The 15,547-nt window shown below is 69.8% G+C and carries 13 protein-coding genes; 8 read left to right on the forward strand and 5 right to left on the reverse strand.

The annotated features are described in order from the left end of the window. The first annotated feature begins 64 nt into the window (after positions 1-64). From tsaB to ACQZ13_RS04035, 5 genes are all read left to right on the forward strand, one after another. A complete protein-coding gene (gene tsaB / locus ACQZ13_RS04015) occupies positions 65-847 on the forward strand; it encodes a tRNA (adenosine(37)-N6)-threonylcarbamoyltransferase complex dimerization subunit type 1 TsaB (protein ID WP_431049942.1) in 783 nt (260 codons plus the stop codon). After that, the gene (gene rimI / locus ACQZ13_RS04020) at positions 844-1,341 is read left to right on the forward strand and encodes a ribosomal protein S18-alanine N-acetyltransferase (RefSeq protein ID WP_431049943.1); all 498 of its coding nucleotides are present in this window, start codon (positions 844-846) and stop codon (positions 1,339-1,341) included. The genes tsaB and rimI overlap by 4 nt, the downstream gene beginning before the upstream one ends. After that, on the forward strand, positions 1,338-2,357 hold the full coding sequence (locus ACQZ13_RS04025) for a uracil-DNA glycosylase (RefSeq protein WP_431049944.1): 1,020 nt from the start codon (positions 1,338-1,340) through the stop codon (positions 2,355-2,357). The genes rimI and ACQZ13_RS04025 overlap by 4 nt, the downstream gene beginning before the upstream one ends. Beyond that, entirely contained in the window at positions 2,358-4,463 is a 2,106-nt protein-coding gene (locus ACQZ13_RS04030) for a putative bifunctional diguanylate cyclase/phosphodiesterase (protein ID WP_431049945.1), read from the forward strand. A gap of 140 nt (positions 4,464-4,603) precedes the next feature. Next, a complete protein-coding gene (locus tag ACQZ13_RS04035) occupies positions 4,604-5,689 on the forward strand; it encodes a class I SAM-dependent methyltransferase (protein ID WP_431053120.1) in 1,086 nt (361 codons plus the stop codon). Positions 5,690-5,743: 54 nt separating this feature from the next. On the opposite strand, the gene ACQZ13_RS04040 is transcribed toward ACQZ13_RS04035, so the two are convergent. Further along, a complete protein-coding gene (locus ACQZ13_RS04040) occupies positions 5,744-7,792 on the reverse strand; it encodes an alpha/beta hydrolase family protein (protein WP_431049946.1) in 2,049 nt (682 codons plus the stop codon). A 181-nt stretch (positions 7,793-7,973) separates the two neighbouring features. Here ACQZ13_RS04040 and ACQZ13_RS04045 point away from each other — a divergent pair, with 181 nt between their 5' ends. Then, a complete protein-coding gene (locus ACQZ13_RS04045) occupies positions 7,974-9,167 on the forward strand; it encodes a histidine kinase (protein ID WP_431049947.1) in 1,194 nt (397 codons plus the stop codon). Between the two features lie 15 nt (positions 9,168-9,182). Here the strand turns inward: ACQZ13_RS04045 and ACQZ13_RS04050 are convergent, their stop codons facing one another. Continuing rightward, entirely contained in the window at positions 9,183-10,424 is a 1,242-nt protein-coding gene (locus ACQZ13_RS04050; RefSeq protein ID WP_431049948.1) for a multifunctional CCA addition/repair protein, read from the reverse strand. Between the two features lie 159 nt (positions 10,425-10,583). Between ACQZ13_RS04050 and ACQZ13_RS04055 the strand changes: the two genes are divergently transcribed. Beyond that, entirely contained in the window at positions 10,584-10,859 is a 276-nt protein-coding gene (locus ACQZ13_RS04055; RefSeq protein ID WP_088404723.1) for a hypothetical protein, read from the forward strand. Between the two features lie 69 nt (positions 10,860-10,928). On the opposite strand, the gene ACQZ13_RS04060 is transcribed toward ACQZ13_RS04055, so the two are convergent. Then, a complete protein-coding gene (locus ACQZ13_RS04060) occupies positions 10,929-11,630 on the reverse strand; it encodes a glutathione S-transferase family protein (RefSeq protein WP_431049949.1) in 702 nt (233 codons plus the stop codon). A 91-nt stretch (positions 11,631-11,721) separates the two neighbouring features. Further along, a complete protein-coding gene (locus tag ACQZ13_RS04065) occupies positions 11,722-13,839 on the reverse strand; it encodes a transglycosylase SLT domain-containing protein (RefSeq protein ID WP_431049950.1) in 2,118 nt (705 codons plus the stop codon). An 11-nt stretch (positions 13,840-13,850) separates the two neighbouring features. Here ACQZ13_RS04065 and ACQZ13_RS04070 point away from each other — a divergent pair, with 11 nt between their 5' ends. Next, on the forward strand, positions 13,851-14,468 hold the full coding sequence (locus ACQZ13_RS04070; RefSeq protein WP_431049951.1) for a 5-formyltetrahydrofolate cyclo-ligase: 618 nt from the start codon (positions 13,851-13,853) through the stop codon (positions 14,466-14,468). 68 nt (positions 14,469-14,536) lie between these two features. Here ACQZ13_RS04070 and ACQZ13_RS04075 read toward each other — a convergent pair whose 3' ends face one another. After that, a complete protein-coding gene (locus tag ACQZ13_RS04075) occupies positions 14,537-15,520 on the reverse strand; it encodes a LysR family transcriptional regulator (protein ID WP_431049952.1) in 984 nt (327 codons plus the stop codon). Positions 15,521-15,547: the final 27 nt, after the last annotated feature.

Raw genomic sequence — 15,547 nt, forward strand, 5'->3', positions numbered from 1 at the left:
ACGGGCCCCTCGCGGACGGGGGATCTCCCCGCCCCGCGATGTCCCGGGCCACTACACTTCAGACATGAGCGTGTTGCTGGCCCTGGATAGCTCGACCGAACACATGGCTCTGGCTCTCGTGGGCCAGGGCCATGCTGCTTTTGTGGACGCCGACGGCGGGGCGCTGGCCTCCCAGCGGCTGGTCCCGGATGTGATGGCGCTGCTGCAGCAGGCCGGTCTGGCGCTGTCCGCCGTCGAGGCCGTCGGCTTCGGTCGCGGACCCGGCGCCTTCACGGGGCTGCGCACGGCGTGCTCGGTCGCGCAAGGCCTGGCCTTCGGCGCGGGCAAGCCGGTGCTGGCGCTGGACAGCCTGATGCTGGTGGCCGAGGACACGCGGCAGCAGCTCGTCGCCGCGGGCGAAGACGATCCGGAGCTCGACGTGTGGGTCGCGATGGACGCTCGTATGAACCAGATCTACCTCGGCCGCTATCGCTGGAACGGCGCGCGCTGGTCCACGGTGGCCGAACCGCTGCTGACCGATCTCGACCCGCTGCGCGCGCTGTGGCGCGAGGAGCCGCCGGCGATCGTCGCCGGCTCCGCGCTGGGCGCCTTCGAGCTGGAGACCGGCGCGGCCCGCCGCTTCCCCACGACCGTGTCGCGCGCCCGCGCGCTGGGTGCGCTCGCGCAACAGGCTTTCGATGCGGGCCTCGCGGAGGACGCCGCCAACGCGCTGCCGCTGTACGTGCGCGACAAGGTCGCGCTGACGACCGCCGAGCGCGAAGCGGCCAAGGCCGCGACGCTCGCTGCGGGCAACGCCGCTGCTGCAGACGCCGCCGCTGCCGACACCCAGGGAGTGCCCACCCGATGAGCGCCCAACCCCGCGACCTGACCTGGCCGCCGTCGCTGCAGTCCCTGCAGCCGCTGCGCGCGCTGGACCTGGACGAGGTGATGGCCATCGAGGCCGTCGCCTACAGCCATCCCTGGACGCGCGGCAACTTCATCGATTCGATGGCCGCGGGCTACGCCGGCTTCGTCATGCGCGACGAACAGGCGCGGGTCTGCGGCTACTTCCTCGCGATGCAGGTGATCGACGAGATGCACCTGCTCAACATCACCGTCACCGCGGAACGCCAGGGCCAGGGCCTCGCGCGTCGCATGCTGGACGCGCTCAGCCTGCTGGCGCGGGCGCGCGGCTGCCACCAGGTGTGGCTGGAAGTGCGCGAGAGCAACGTCCGCGCGCGCCGGCTGTACGAGCGCTACGGCTTCGTGCAGAGCGGCCTGCGCCGCGGCTACTACCCCGGCGCGGACGGCCGCGAGGACGCGATCCTCATGACGCTGCGTCTGACGGAGCCCGTCGCATGAGCTGGAACGAACGTCAACGCGCGATGCTGGAGGCGATGGGCCTCAAGCTGTGGGTGCCGGCTGGCGGCGCGGCGGCCCCTGAGGCGAGCGTCGCGCCTGCCGCGCCGACGCCCGCCGTGTCGCGTGGCGCAGCGCCTGCGCGCGCCATCGAACCCGCCGTCGCACCGGCTGCGGCTCCCGCATCGCGCGAACCCGCCGGTGAGTCGGACGTCGCCGTCGTCGAGCCGCCCGCGCCGCGCCGCGCCGCAGAGGCACCGGTGAGAGCGCCTGCGGCGAAGCCGACGCCGGCCCCTGCGCCCGTGACGGCCGCGGCTGCGGCCGATGCCGCGCTCGCCCAGGCGCGCGGTCTGGCGCGCGAGACGATTGCCCGGCTGGACTGGCCCGGCCTGCGCGACGAGGTCGCCTCGTGCCGCGCCTGCAGCCTGTGCGAGTCGCGCAAGAACACGGTGTTCGGCGTCGGCAACGAACGCGCGCACTGGATGGTCGTCGGCGAAGCGCCGGGTGAGCAGGAGGACCTGCAGGGCGAGCCCTTCGTGGGCGCCGCCGGCAAGCTGCTGGACAGCATGCTGCGTGCGGTCGGCCTGAGCCGCGGCGAGGGCACGCCGGAGCGGCAGGTCTACATCGCCAACACGCTGAAGTGCCGGCCGCCGCGCAACCGCAATCCGGATCCGTCGGAGCTGGCGCAGTGCGAGCCCTACCTGCAGCGCCAGATCGAGTTGATCCAGCCGCGCATCATCCTGGCGATGGGCCGCTTCGCGGTGCAGCAGCTGCTGCGCAGCCAGGAGCCGATCGGCAAGCTGCGCGGCCGCGTCCACCGCTACCAGGGCGTGCCGCTGGTCGTCACCTATCACCCCGCCTATCTGCTGCGCAACCTGCCGGACAAGGCGCGTGCGTGGGAGGACCTCTGCCTGGCGCTGAAGACGCTGGAGGAGTCGCCTCCGCGCGAGGACGGCGCCGCCGCCGCGGGAGCTTCGAGCGCCCCGGGTGTCACGCCGTCGACGGCCGGGACGGACTGAATGAACGCGCCGGTGCCGCCTCTGCCGCCGGCTGGTTCGGCGCCGTCCGCGGAAGACCAGGCCGCGCAGTTCCGGCTGCTGGCCGACAACGTGCCGGTGCTGATCGCGGTCTTCGACGCCGCCACGCGCACCTGCCGCTTCGCCAACCGCCAGTACGCGCGCAGCTTCGGCCTGGACGAGGTGAGCGTGCTGGGCCGCACTTTCGCGCAGATCATCGGCGAGGAGGCCTCGCAGGAGATCGAGCCTCACGTGCAGCGCGTGCTGCGCGATCGCGTCAGCGTCAGCTACGAGCGTCGGCTGGAGCGCCGCGACGGCAGCCCCCGCTGGATCGAGGTCAACCTGATCCCTTACGTGCCGCCGGGCTCGGAAGAGGTGCAGTCCAGCTTCGTGCTGATCTCCGACATCACCCGCTTCCGCGAGGCGGAACTGGCCGTGCGCGACTCCGAGGAGCGCATGGGCAAGTTCATGCAGGCGTCGATGGAGGGCATCGTCTTCCACCGCGACGGCGTGATGACCGACGTCAACCCGCCGCTGTGCGAGCTGGTGGGTTACGCGCTCGAGGAACTGGTGGGGCGCTCGGCGCTGTCGATGATTGCGCCGGACCAGGTCGACACCGTGCGCGACGTGATGATGAGCGGCAGGGAGACGCGCTACCCGACCGCGATCCTGCATCGCAGCGGCGAGCGCATCGACGTCGAATTCATCGTGCGCACGCTGTGGCGCAACAACGAGCGGCTGCGGATGACCATCGTCCGCGACCTGCGGCCGCACCTGGAGGCGCTGGCGCGCATCCAGCACCTCGCGCAGCACGACCCGTTGACCGGGCTGCTGAACCGCGCGACCTTCATGGAGCGGCTGCGCGAGCGGCTCTCGCAGGGCAACGCGCGCCGCGCGGCGCTGCTGTTCATCGACCTCGACAACTTCAAGCGGGTCAACGATTCGCTGGGTCACCTGGAAGGCGACCGTGTGCTGCAGACCGTCTCCGAGCGGCTGCGCGGCGGGCTGCGCGGCAGCGATCTGGTGGCGCGTTTCGGCGGCGACGAGTTCGTCGTGCTGCTGGAGGACGTGCACCAGCGCAAGGACGTGCAGACGGTGCTCAACGCGCTGCTGAGCGTGGTCGAGGTGCCGGTGCAGGCGGACGGCCGCGACCTGTCGGTGACGCCGTCGATCGGCGTGGCGATGTATCCGGAGCACGGCGATTCGCCCGAGGAACTGCTGCAGCACGCCGACACCGCGATGTACCTCGCCAAGACAGCGGGCCGCGCGACCTACCGCTTCTTCGAACACGCGATGGCCGAGAACGCCTACGCGGACCTGGTGCTGGAGACCGAACTGGCGCAGGCGCTGACGGCCGACCAGTTCGTGCTGTTCTATCAACCGCAGGTCGACGCGCGCACCGGCGAACTGGTCGGCGCCGAGGCGCTGCTGCGCTGGCGCCATCCGGAGCGCGGCCTGCTGACGCCGGACGCCTTCATCGTCGTGGCCGAGCGCCATCGCCTGATGCTGCCCCTGGGCGAATGGGTGATGTACGAGGCGGCGCGGCAGACGCGCGCCTGGCATGAACGTGGCGTCGCGGCGGTGCCGATCGCGGTGAACCTGTCGAGCATGCAGTTCCGGCTGGCGAGTTTCTCGAAGTCGGTGGCGCACGTGCTGAAGACGGCGGGCGTGCCCGGCGAGTGGCTGGAGCTGGAACTCACCGAGCGGATGCTCACCGAGGAGATCGACCGCCTGCCCGAGCTGCTGCAGACGCTGCGCTCGCAGGGGCTGGCGATCTCGATCGACGACTTCGGCACCGGCTACACGGCCTTGAACCAACTGATCCGGCTGCCGCTGGACAAGCTCAAGATCGACCAGAGTTTCGTCGCGGTGCTGCCGGACGATCGCGGCGCGGCCGCGATCACGCGCGCCATGGTGCAGATGGCCAAGGGCCTGGGCATGCGGGTGGGCGCCGAAGGCGTGCGCAACGCGCGGCAGTGGCACCTGCTGGCCGAGTGGGGCTGCGACGAGCTGCAGGGCGAGGTGATCGCGCCGGCGATGCCCGCCGAAGAATTCGAAGCCTGGCTGGCCGCGCGCGGCAAGCCGACGCTTCCCGGAATCGACACATGACTTCAAAGACACCAGATTCCGCCCGCCTGAACGGCGCGGCGTCCGCGCCGCATGGCGCTTCCAACGAGACGCAGGGCGCTTCCCCCGGAACGCATGGCGCTGCCCGTTCGGCCGCGGCGGGCCACGCGACCGATCCGGCCATGACCGCCGTGCTGCGCGACGAACTCGCCGCCGCGGGCGGCTGGTTGCCCTTCGACCGCTACATGAGCCTGGCGCTCTACGCGCCCGGCGTGGGCTACTACGCCAACGCGCGCCGCAAGTTCGGCACGATGCCGCAGCAGGGCTCGGACTTCGTGACGGCGCCGGAGCTGTCGCCGCTGTTCGGTCGCGCGCTGGCGAAGCAGGTCGCGCAGGCGCTCGCGGTCAGCGGCACCGACACGGTGATCGAGTTCGGCGCCGGCAGCGGCGCATTGGCCGCGCAACTGCTGGAGACGCTGGACGCGGCGGGGACGCCGGTCTCGAAGTACTTCATCGTCGACCTGTCGGGCTCGCTGCGCGAGCGGCAGGCCGAGCGGCTCGCGCGCTTCGCGCCGCGCGTCGAGTGGCTGGACCGCTGGCCCGACGAGATCCACGGCGTGCTGGTCGCCAACGAGCTGCTGGACGCGATCCCCGTCGAGGTGTTGCGCTGGGACGGTCAGCACTGGCTGCAACGCGGCGTGACGATGGACGAGCAGGGCGCGCTGTCCTTCGACGACCGGCCCGGCGAGGCGCGTCCGCCGACGCCGCCGGAGCACGATGTCGGCTTCGTGCCCGGCACGGTGACCGAGGTGCACCCGCAGGCCGAGGCCTTCGTGCGCACGCTCGCGGAGCGCCTCAAGCGCGGCGCGGCGTTCTTCATCGACTACGGTTTCCCGGAGTCGGAGTACTACCACCCGCAGCGCACGGGCGGCACCTTGATGTGCCACCACCTGCACCGCGCCGACCCCGATCCGCTGGCCCTGCCCGGACAGAAGGACATCACCTCGCATGTGAACTTCACCGGCATCGCGCTGGCGGGGCAGGACGCGGGGCTGATGGTGCTGGGCTACACGAGCCAGGCCAACTTCCTGATCAACTGCGGCCTGGTCGACCTGATGAGCGGCGCCGACCTCGCGCAACGCGGCATGGCCCACCGGCTCATCGCCGAGCACGAGATGGGCGAGCTGTTCAAGGTCGTCGGCTTCGCGCCGGGCGAGGGCTTCGACGCGCTGGGGTTCAGCGCGGGGGATCGGTCGCATACCTTGTGACGCGACCCCGCGGCACGACGTCCCGTCCGTCATGCGCGGGTTCCCGGCGGATCTTCAGGCCTTCGCGTCCGCCGGTGCCAGGTGCTTCGCCAGGAAGGCCAGCATGTCGCGGTAATAGCGCCTCTGGACGGCGCGCGACGACAGGCCGTGACCCGTGTTCAGCGGCAGCCATTCGACGGCCTTGCCGTGCCGGCGCAGCGCCTTCAGCATGGACTCGCTCTGTTCCCTCAGCACGCGCTGGTCGTGCCAGCCGTGGACCAGCAGCAGCGGCGCCTCGATGCGATCGGCGTTCCGGAGCGGGGAGACCGCGTCGAGCGACGCCTTCGCCGTGTCGGGATCGCCGACCAGCTCCCGCCACATCCGGCGCGACGCGGCGGTGGAGTCGTCGGCCCAGTTGTTGCTCATCTGGGTGGCCAGGTCGCTGATCCCCGCGAAGCTGACGCCGCAGCGGTACAGCCTGGGCGTCTTCACCAGGCCCCACATCGCCGCATAGCCGCCGTAGCTGGTGCCCACGATGGCGATGCGGGCGGGATCCGCGATGCCGCGCCGGATGAGGTCCTGCACGCCGTCGGTGATGTCGTCCTGCATCGCCAGCCCCCACTGACGGTATCCGGCGCGCAGGAAGGCTTCGCCGAAGCCGGTCGACCCGCGGAACTGCGGCTGGAACACGGCGTAGCCCTGCGCGGCGAGCAGTTGCACCTCCGGGTCCCAGCCCCAGTGGTCGCGGGACCACGGTCCGCCGTGGATCAGCACCACCGTCGGCGCCGGACCCTGGCCGGCCGGCCGCGTGAGGTAGGCGGGCACCTTCAGGCCGTCGCGTGCGGCGTAGCGGTAGGCCTGGGTCGGGCGCATGGCGGCGGGATCGATGTCGGGCATCGCCACGCCGACTTCCGCCATGTGCAGGGTCGCCGTGTCGAGGGAGTACCAGCGGCCCGGATCGACGTCGCTGAAGCTGTGGACCAGCACGTGGCCGCTGAGCTTCGCGCCCTCTGGCGTGGCGCGCGCGTGCTTCGTGCGGAGAAGGACATTCACCGTGTCCGGCAGGGCCGCATCCACGGCCTTCTGCACGCGGGCCCAGCGGGTGTCGAACCAGATCCTCTCGGGCTTGAGCCCTCCGGTGACCACGGACTCGAAGGTCGACGAGTCCCGATCGGAGAAGCCGAGGATGTCGTCGGTGTCGTGGCCCGCCATGAGCTCGCCGAGCGCGCGGCGGGCCGTGTCGTAGCGGAACACGGCGTGAGCGTCCCGGTCCCCGCGGGTCCAGACGGCCAGCGTGCCGTCTTCCAGCGCGCGCATCGGTGTCCAGGCGGGCAGGTCGGCTTTCTCCTGTGCCAGCTGTTCCCACTTGCCGCCGGCGGGGCGGTACCACTGGGTCCAGACGACATCGCCGGACCAGCGCGAGCTCTTGCGGGTGGTCGCCGCGCGCAGCCTGCCGTCGACGTCGAAGGCCGTGTGGGTGAGCGTGTCCGGCAGATCGATCGCCTCCGTCGCGCGCGCGCCGCTGCGCAGGTTCACGGTGTGCAAGACCTCCTTCTCGGACAGCAGCAGCCGTTCGGCACCGTCGGGCGCATCGGCCAGCCGCTGCAGGAAGTCGCCGTCCAGCCGGCGGATCAGCGTGCCGTCCGGCTTCATCACCAGAGAGACGCTTCGAGTCGTCCGCAGGACCAGCAGGTCGGGGCCGATCCAGTGCACGTCCCGGGCGTGGCCGTCGATGCGGGCGCGCCAGCGGTCGGCCTCGCGGGTGTTGGGCGTCACCGAGTGCGCCTTGCGCGTCGTCAGATCGAGGACGAAAGCGAGCGGCATGTCGGCGGCGTCGCCGACGGCCGCGAGATACCGGCCGTCCGAGGACAGACTGGCTCGACCCATCGTGTGGTCGGCGAAGAGCGTGGCCATCGAGATCCTGCCGGGGCCCGTCGGCATATCGGCCGTATCGGCTGTGTCGGCGGGATCTGTCGGCACGGGGCCGGAGGTCGATGCGGGATCGGCCGCCCAGGCAGGCAGCAGCGCATTCAGCGCGGCGGCGGCGAGCCATTGACGGCGCGCGAGCGAGGGCACAGCGGCGGGGACGTCGCTCGTCGGCGACTCATTCGGTTCGATGGGCATGGGCGGGCACTGTAGGGGGATCGCCCGTCGCGTCTGCGATTCCTGCCCTGTCGTTTTCCCGGGGCTGTCCTCCGGTGTGCGCGTGGCGCGACAACGCGAATGACCCATGTTGGTGGGAATTCAAGGGAGACTGACTGGCATCAGTGGGGGGCCGTTCCCGAGGACGTTCGAGTCCCGGCTCGTGCTGTTCAATGACCTCTCCATTCGAATGCGCCGCATCGGCGCGAAGCCGCGAATGAAGCGAGGTGTCATGCAGCAAGAAGAATTTCGAATCGAGGTTCAGTCGAGGATCGCCGGACGTTCGGCGTTCGATCTGAACAGGAGCCACTTCCGCACGATCGCGGCGCAAGAAGCTCGCAGCTTCGTCGCCGAATGGAAGGCGGAGAAGATCTATCCGTTCCCCGACGATGAACCGGCGACCCCGCTCGAGTTGATTGAGCGACAGGTTTTCGACATCGTCGCCCTCAATGTCGCCCGCCATCTTCCGGACTTCGAAGACGCGGCGCCGAAGAGCAAGGCCCTCCACCTGCGGATGCTTCGACAGGCCATCGAGAAGGGCCCAGAGGATCTTCAACTGATCCTGACGGAGGTCCTGAACCTCCCCCTTCGACAGCAAGAAGTGCTTGCCGAACTGCTGCGAGAGGACTCTCTGTCCTCGATCATCAACGGCGCGAAAGTCGTCTCTGAACGGCTCAAATTCCTGAATGGCCTGGAAGCGATCCTTTTCGACAAGGGTCCGAAGCAGCGCTTGAAGGAGCGGACTCAGCTGCATCGGATCCTTGCCGAGAATCCTTGGGTCTTCGGTGAGGAGTTCCACCTTTCCGTCGACGACATGTCGCTGACCGAAGTGCTGCGCAAGCACCAGTCCCGCCTCGGCGAGGACATCGTGATCGATGCGCCGGTCAAGCATGTGTCCCAGACACGCGGCATTGTTGACCTGATGTTCTCAAAGCAGACCCGACGATATCGCGCCAACGACCTGACTCATCTGATCGTCGAGCTCAAGGCGCCCAGGGTCAAAGTCGGCAGCGACGAAATCGCTCAGATCATGGGTTACGCGATCTCGGTCGCCGCAGATGAGCGCTTCCGTAATGTGGACACCCAATGGGCGTTCTGGGTGATCGGCGACGACGTGGACACGGTAGCCAGGTTCACGATCGGCGAGAACACCGCGTCCGGCCTCATCCACAGGACCGGCAATGTCTCGATCTACATCAAGACATGGGGTCAGGTGCTTGACGACAACCGGGCCCGCTTGCAGTTCTTCAAGGAGCGACTGGAGCTTCAGGCCGACAAGGGCGCCGCGATCAAGCATCTGCATGAGCGCTATTCAAGCTACTTGGAAGGCGTCATAGAACCGATCGACCTCCAGTAGCAGGCAGACGCGACCTCAGCGCGGTCGATCGCCCTCACACGCCCTGAGCGCCGCCTTGCGGGCTTCGTGGATCGCCTGGCCGATGGCTGGGCCCTTCTTGCCGGCCGCCAACGCGGCGGCGGAGATCGCCGCCTGATCGACCGACTGCACCGCACGCAGGTCGTGGAGCAAGGCCTGACGCTGCGGATAGGGGCGATCATGCAGCCCCGTGCGGCCGCGGGCGTCGCACTCGCAGGCCAGCAGCAGCTGCGCGAAGCGCTCCGGCCGACGCAGCGCGTCGCTGCGCTCGATCAGGCGCAGGCGGGCCTCGGCGCTGAAGTCCAGGCTCTGGTGCACGTTCGTGTGCTCGCGGGCGACCAGCTCCGCCAGCTCCTTGCAGTCCGACGGCACGCGCCAGCGCTGCGACAGCGCCGCCGCCAGCTCGACGCCGCGTGACTCGTGCTTCAGGTGGCGGGGCCATTCCTCCTCGGGCGTCGCGCCCTTGCCGAGGTCGTGGCACAGCGAGGCGTAGCGCACCGGCAGCGGTGCCTCGACGCGCGCGCATTCCTCCAGCACCAGCAGCACGTGGACGCCGGTGTCGATCTCCGGGTGATGCGCCTCGGGCTGCGGCACGCCGAACAGCCGTTCCAGCTCCGGCGCGATACGCGCCAGCGCGCCGCTGTCGCGCAGGATCTCGATCATCCGCGCCGGGTGGCGCTCCATCAGGCCGCGGGCGACTTCCTGCCAGACCCGCTCGGCGACCAGCGCATCGGCTTCGCCGGCGGCGACCATCTGGCGCATCAGCGCCATCGTCTCCGGTGCCACGGTGAAGTCGCCGAAGCGCGCCGCGAAGCGCGCCAGCCGCAGGATCCGCACCGGATCCTCCGCGAACGCCTCCGACACGTGGCGCAAGACCCGGCCCTCCAGGTCGCGCCGGCCGCCGTACGGGTCGACGATGCTCCCGTCCCCGGCCTGGGCCATCGCGTTGATGGTCAGGTCCCGGCGCGCCAGGTCCTGCTCAAGGGTGACATCGGGGTCCGTGTGGAACTGGAAGCCGTGGTACCCGGCGGCCGTCTTGCGCTCGGTCCGGGCCAATGCCACCTCTTCATGGGTCACGGGGTCCAGGAAGACCGGGAAATCCTTGCCGACGGGCGTAAATCCCTTGTCGATCAAGGACTTGGGCGTGGCTCCGACCATCACCCAATCGCGGTCCTGGACGGGCAGTCCCAGGAGCGCGTCCCGGACAGCCCCCCCGACGAGATACATCTGATCACTCATGTTGCGGCGCAGCATCCCTGATAAAGGGGATACCTCCTTTAGGCTATCTCTCCGTATATTCACCAATGCCACCTGCACACCAGTGCCTGTTCAAACAGGCCAGCTACCGAGAGAGACACGTAGTCAGGCAGGCCGGCAAAGCAGTAGGGAGTATCTTGAATGAAGTCTGTTCTTCTCCTCCTGCTGGGCGGAATTGGTCTCGCCGCCCAAGCGCAGGAGCAGCAAGCGCCGGACACGAACTCCGTGCACGTCGCCGCTGACACCAGTTTCACCCGGCAGAGCCAGCCCGCCCCCGCGCAGCTGGCCGATGTCAACGAACAAGAGGGCGCGGATACCGTCGTGCCGTCCTTCGTTTCCGAGCCCACGAACCAAGCCATGATGCTCGGCGGCCTTCTCGCCGCAGGGTTCATGGTGCGCCGCCGCCGCGACAACTGATCTCGCGCCGGCCCACCTCGCCGCTTTCGCTGACCTGCCCGCACAGGTCGCCGAAAGCGGTTTTTCATTTCAGGGCTTCAGCACCGGCACCGGGCCGCTGATGTCCCGATAGGGTTCCTCGAAGTCGAGGAAGTCCTTCTCCGCCATCGCATCCGCGATCCAGTCGCGCACCCCAGGCGCCGCCTGCACGGCATCCGTGTAGGCCTTCAGCGGCGCCGGCAACGGCAGCCCGTAGCGCGTCACCCGAATCACGACCGGCGCGAAGAAGGCATCGGCCGCGCCGAACTCGCCGAACAGGAACGGGCCGCCGCTCTGCGTCAGCGCGTCGGTCCACAGCTCCACGATGCGGGCGAGGTCCTTGCGCAGGCCGGCCTCGGTCTGCAGCAGCCGCGCACCGACGGGCGCCAGGTCCGCGTCGATGTTCATCATGCAGTGGCTGCGCAGCTGGCCGAAGCCGCTGTGCATCTCCGCGCAGAGGCAACGCGCCCGCGCACGCTGGCGCGCGTCGCGCGGCCAGACGGCCTTGTCGGGGAAACGGTCGGCCAGATACTCGACGATCGCCAGCGAGTCCCAGACCGCCAGTCCGTCGTCGACCAGCACCGGCACCTTGCCGGCCGGCGTCACCGCGCCGATTTCGCGGTAGAAGGCCGAATCGGGCGTGAAGTCGAAGCGCACCTTGCGCTCCTCGAAGGCGATGCCCAGGGCCTTCATCAGCACCCACGGGCGCATCGACCAGGACGAGTAGTTCTTGTTGCCGATGATCAGCTGCATGTGAAATCTCTCTGCGTGGAGGAGGGGCGTCGCGCGCGCTTCCGGCACCTGGAGCGCCCGGGGTTCCTGAAGCGCGTGGAGCGACTGAGGGTCAGTTCGTGCCGTTGGCCGGGATGTCCGGCGCCGACGCCGCGGCCGGGCCGATGACGCGGCCGAGCCGCTCGCGCAGCACGGTGCCGCCTTCGCGGCCCATCAGCTGCGCGTAGATCGTCGCGTTGGACAGCACCTTGCGCACGTAGTCGCGGGTCTCCCAGATGGGGATGTTCTCGGTCCAGATCGCGGCATCGAGCTGCGGACCGTCGCGCCAGCGGCGCGGCCGGTTCGGACCGGCGTTGTACGCCGCCGCGGCCATCGCCTGCGAGCCCTCGAAGCTGTCCATCACCAGCTTCAGGTAGCCGGTGCCCAGCCGCAGGTTGGTGTCGCGGTCGTGCAGCATGTCGGGCTTGAAGTCGACGCCCAGCTTCTTGGCCGTCCACTTCGCCGTCGCCGGCATCACCTGCATCAGGCCGCCGGCGCCGACGTGCGAGCGCGCATCCATCATGAAGCGCGACTCCTGCCGGATCAGGCCGTAGACATAGGCGGGGTCCAGGCCCATCGCCGTCGACTGCTTGAACACGTCCGCGCGGTAGGGCATCGGGAAGCGCTGGGCGAGGTCGATCTCGGTCTTCGTGCGCTCGCTGGTCTGGATGCAGCGCTCCCAGAGCTCGCGCTCGCAGGCGGCCTGCGCCACCGACAGCAGCTCCCGATCCGACAGGCCGCGCAGGCTGAAGTTCCATTCGCGCTGGCCCTCGCTGCGCAGGCCCACGGCCAGCAGCATCATCGCGCGCTGGATGCCCGGATTCGCCAGCGCCTGCGCGCGCTCCGGCGCGGTCAGGTCCGCCGGGGTCGGCGGCAAGGGCAGGCGCAGCTTCAATTCGTCGGCGGCCAGCTTGCCGTAGAAGCTCAGCGGCGAGGCGATCGCGCGCAGCGTCTCCTGCGACTCGCGGCGCTGGGCGTCGCCGGCCGCGCCGTTGGGCGCCAGCTGCTGCTGCGCCTTCGCGCGCCAGTACTGCCAGGTGATGTCCTTCTGGTCCGACGGCTTCATCAGCGCGATCGCGGCGATCAGCTGCTCGGGCCGGCTGGCGCCTGCGTCGCCGCGCAGCGCCGCGCGGGCCATCCAGCTGATCGTGTCGTCGCTCCATTCGACCGGACCCAGCTTGGCCTGCAGCTTCACCGCGCGATCGAAGTGCTCGTTGGCCTCGTCCTTGAGGCGCAGCGCGGCCTGTCTGCCGTACTGGGCCCAGAGCCACGCGGACAGGTCGTTGGGCAGCTTGGCCGCCCAGCGGCGCACGTCGTCATCGGCCTTGTCGTAGTCGGTGGCCAGCAGGCGCATCAGCGCCAGCATCGTCAGCTCGGCCTTGGCGCGCGGGGAGGCGGCGGCCTTGCGCTTCAGGTAGCGGTCGGGCTTGTCCATCAGCTCGGCCAGCGCCTCCTGGTCGGGCTTGGACAGCAGTGCGCCCGCCTGTTTCACCGCGCGCGGCTTGTTGGTCTCGACGACGAGGCGCAGCTTGCGCCAGACGTCCGAATCCTTGAACTGGCCGTTCTCGTGCAGCGTGGTGGCCAGCATGTTGCAGCCCTCGTCCGCGTCGCGTTGCGCGAACCAGGCGGCGCGCGCGGCGTCACGCAGGTCGCGTCCCGGCGGGTCGGCCAGCAGCACGTAGCAGGCGACCTCGCGGTCGTCCTGCATCTTGTAGGCGGCGTGGTCGCGGCGGAAGTTGGCCCAGTCGCGGCGGTGTCCCAGCTCCAGCAGCCAGTCGTTGCGCAGTCGGTCCTCGACGTAGGCTCCCGGCCAGCGCGCGTAGAACGCGTTGAGCTCGGGCTGCTGGGCTTCGGACAGCCGCGCGTTCAGCTCCCAGTAGTCGAACCACGGGGCGAGCGGATGCTGCTGGTCGAAGGCGGCCTGGCGCATCGCGGCCAGCCGCGAGCGGTCCCGGACGCGCCAGGCCTCGCGGGCGTCGGTGACCAGATCCGGCAGCGGCGGCAGCGCGTTGGGCACGACGTTGAAGGTCGTGCTCGACTGCGCGAGGGCGGGCGACGCCGTGAAGAGGGCCGTGCCGGCGACCCCGGCGGCCAGGCCAAGGCCGCCCAGGGCCCCCAGGGCGCCGACGGTGGCCGAGACGGTCACGGTGGCGGCGGCGAGGGCGGTTACAGTGATCCGAGCGAACTTCATGCCGACCTGCGATGAGTGACTCCCCCACGGCTCCCGAAGCCGCCGGTACGACCGGCAAGACCTGGCCCCATGAGCGAAGCGAATTGCGCCGCGCCTTGCTGGCGCGACGCCGTGAATGGTGGGCCGGTCCCGAGGCGCGTCTCGCGGCCGACAAGCTGGGCGAGCAGCTGCTTCCACTGCTGCGCCAGCTCGAGCCGCTGACCCTCGGCCTCTACTGGCCCCTGGAGGGTGAATTTAACGCAGCGGCCTGGGCCTCGACCCACAAGCTCGGGGGGGAAATGCAATTGGCGCTGCCCTTCGCGCGTAAAGCCGGCGATCGCGGACCGGCCTCAATGGATTTCCGGCGCTGGGACGGGCAGGAGCCGACGGTCAAGGATGAGTGCGGGATCCCCAGTTCGACCGGCCCGGTGCTCGTGCCGGAGGTGCTGCTGGTGCCGTGCCTGGGCTACACACGGGAAGGATTCCGGCTGGGCTACGGTGGCGGCTACTTCGACCGCTGGATCGAGGCGCATCCCGGCGTGACGACCATCGGTTTGGGCTGGAGCTGCTGCGAAGCAGCGTTCGAAGTGCAGCCGCATGACCAGGCATTGACCGTGGTGCTGACCGAGCGCGAACTCATCGCGCCCTGACCTTCTTACTCCCTCTCCCGCTTGCGGGAGAGGGCAGGGGTGAGGGCCAGCGGCGGTGGCAGTATGGCTCAGCCCGAGTTCTCATCCACCGGCGGGTCCGGCTCGCCGATCGCGCGGCGGGTGATCGCCGCCTGCTCGCTGATCCATTGCGCGAACTCGGCGACCTCGGGCCGCGCCCGACCGTGCTCCGACATCATGAGCCAGTACACCGTCGGGCAATCGGTGCGGCCGGCCTCGCCGAACGGCTCTACCAGTTCGCCCCGTTCCAACGCCTCATAGATCATCGGCAGGCGCGCCAGCGCGACCGCCTGGCCGGACACCGCCGCCTGGATCTGCTGGTAGGTGAAGTTCAGGTACATCCAGCGCCGCGGCTGCAGGTCCGGCGCGCCGTGCAGCGCCAGCCAGCGCCGCCAGCTCAGGAACAGGCCGCTGGGACGCTGATCGTCCTCTTCGGCCAACGTGTACTGCCGCAGGTCGGCTGCCTGGCTCAGCGGCGGTCCCTGGCCATCCTGGGCCTGCTTGGCGACCCACGGATTCACCACCGGCGTCAGCATCTCGCCGAACATCCGCCGCGCCGTCGGCGCCACCCGGTTGGGCGCGGCGTAGCGCAGCGCGACGTCGAACTCGCTGTCGTCGATCTCGACGAGCTGGTCCAGCGCCGAGACGCGGATGTCCATGTCCGGATGCTCGCGCTGGAACGCTTCCAGCCGCGGGATCAGCCACAACGACGCGAATGACGCGAAGGTCGTCACGTTCACCACGCGCCGCCCGCGCGTCGTCCGGATCTGGCGCACGGTGCTGTCCAGCCGCTCCAGCATGGGCTCCACGGCCGACAGCAGCAGCTTGCCGTCCGGCGCCAGCTCCACATGCCGCGTGCCGCGCTTGAACAGCGTCGCGCCCAGTTCCTCCTCCAGCGACCGGATCTGCCGGCTGATGGCGGACTGGGTCAGGTAGAGCTCCTCGGCGGCGGCGCTGAAGCTGAGCCGCCGGGCCACCGCCTCGAAGGCGCGCAGCGGACCGACGGCGAGCGGGCGATGGCGGGTCGGATTCATGAGCGGATGGTATCAATCGATGCTGCA

This window comes from Roseateles sp. L2-2, assembly GCF_050613215.1.
In the GTDB taxonomy this organism is placed as follows: domain Bacteria; phylum Pseudomonadota; class Gammaproteobacteria; order Burkholderiales; family Burkholderiaceae_C; genus Roseateles; species Roseateles noduli.

Bases quoted from the DNA above. Each gene is read 5' to 3' on its own strand.
- tsaB (WP_431049942.1), top strand. From the start codon at position 65: ATGAGCGTGTTGCTGGCCCTGGATAGCTCGACCGAACACATGGCTCTG.
- rimI (WP_431049943.1), top strand. From the start codon at position 844: ATGAGCGCCCAACCCCGCGACCTGACCTGGCCGCCGTCGCTGCAGTCC.
- ACQZ13_RS04025 (WP_431049944.1), top strand. From the start codon at position 1,338: ATGAGCTGGAACGAACGTCAACGCGCGATGCTGGAGGCGATGGGCCTC.
- ACQZ13_RS04030 (WP_431049945.1), top strand. From the start codon at position 2,358: ATGAACGCGCCGGTGCCGCCTCTGCCGCCGGCTGGTTCGGCGCCGTCC.
- ACQZ13_RS04035 (WP_431053120.1), top strand. From the start codon at position 4,604: ATGACCGCCGTGCTGCGCGACGAACTCGCCGCCGCGGGCGGCTGGTTG.
- ACQZ13_RS04040 (WP_431049946.1), bottom strand. From the start codon at position 7,792: ATGCCCATCGAACCGAATGAGTCGCCGACGAGCGACGTCCCCGCCGCT.
- ACQZ13_RS04050 (WP_431049948.1), bottom strand. From the start codon at position 10,424: ATGAGTGATCAGATGTATCTCGTCGGGGGGGCTGTCCGGGACGCGCTC.
- ACQZ13_RS04055 (WP_088404723.1), top strand. From the start codon at position 10,584: ATGAAGTCTGTTCTTCTCCTCCTGCTGGGCGGAATTGGTCTCGCCGCC.
- ACQZ13_RS04060 (WP_431049949.1), bottom strand. From the start codon at position 11,630: ATGCAGCTGATCATCGGCAACAAGAACTACTCGTCCTGGTCGATGCGC.
- ACQZ13_RS04065 (WP_431049950.1), bottom strand. From the start codon at position 13,839: ATGAAGTTCGCTCGGATCACTGTAACCGCCCTCGCCGCCGCCACCGTG.
- ACQZ13_RS04070 (WP_431049951.1), top strand. From the start codon at position 13,851: ATGAGTGACTCCCCCACGGCTCCCGAAGCCGCCGGTACGACCGGCAAG.
- ACQZ13_RS04075 (WP_431049952.1), bottom strand. From the start codon at position 15,520: ATGAATCCGACCCGCCATCGCCCGCTCGCCGTCGGTCCGCTGCGCGCC.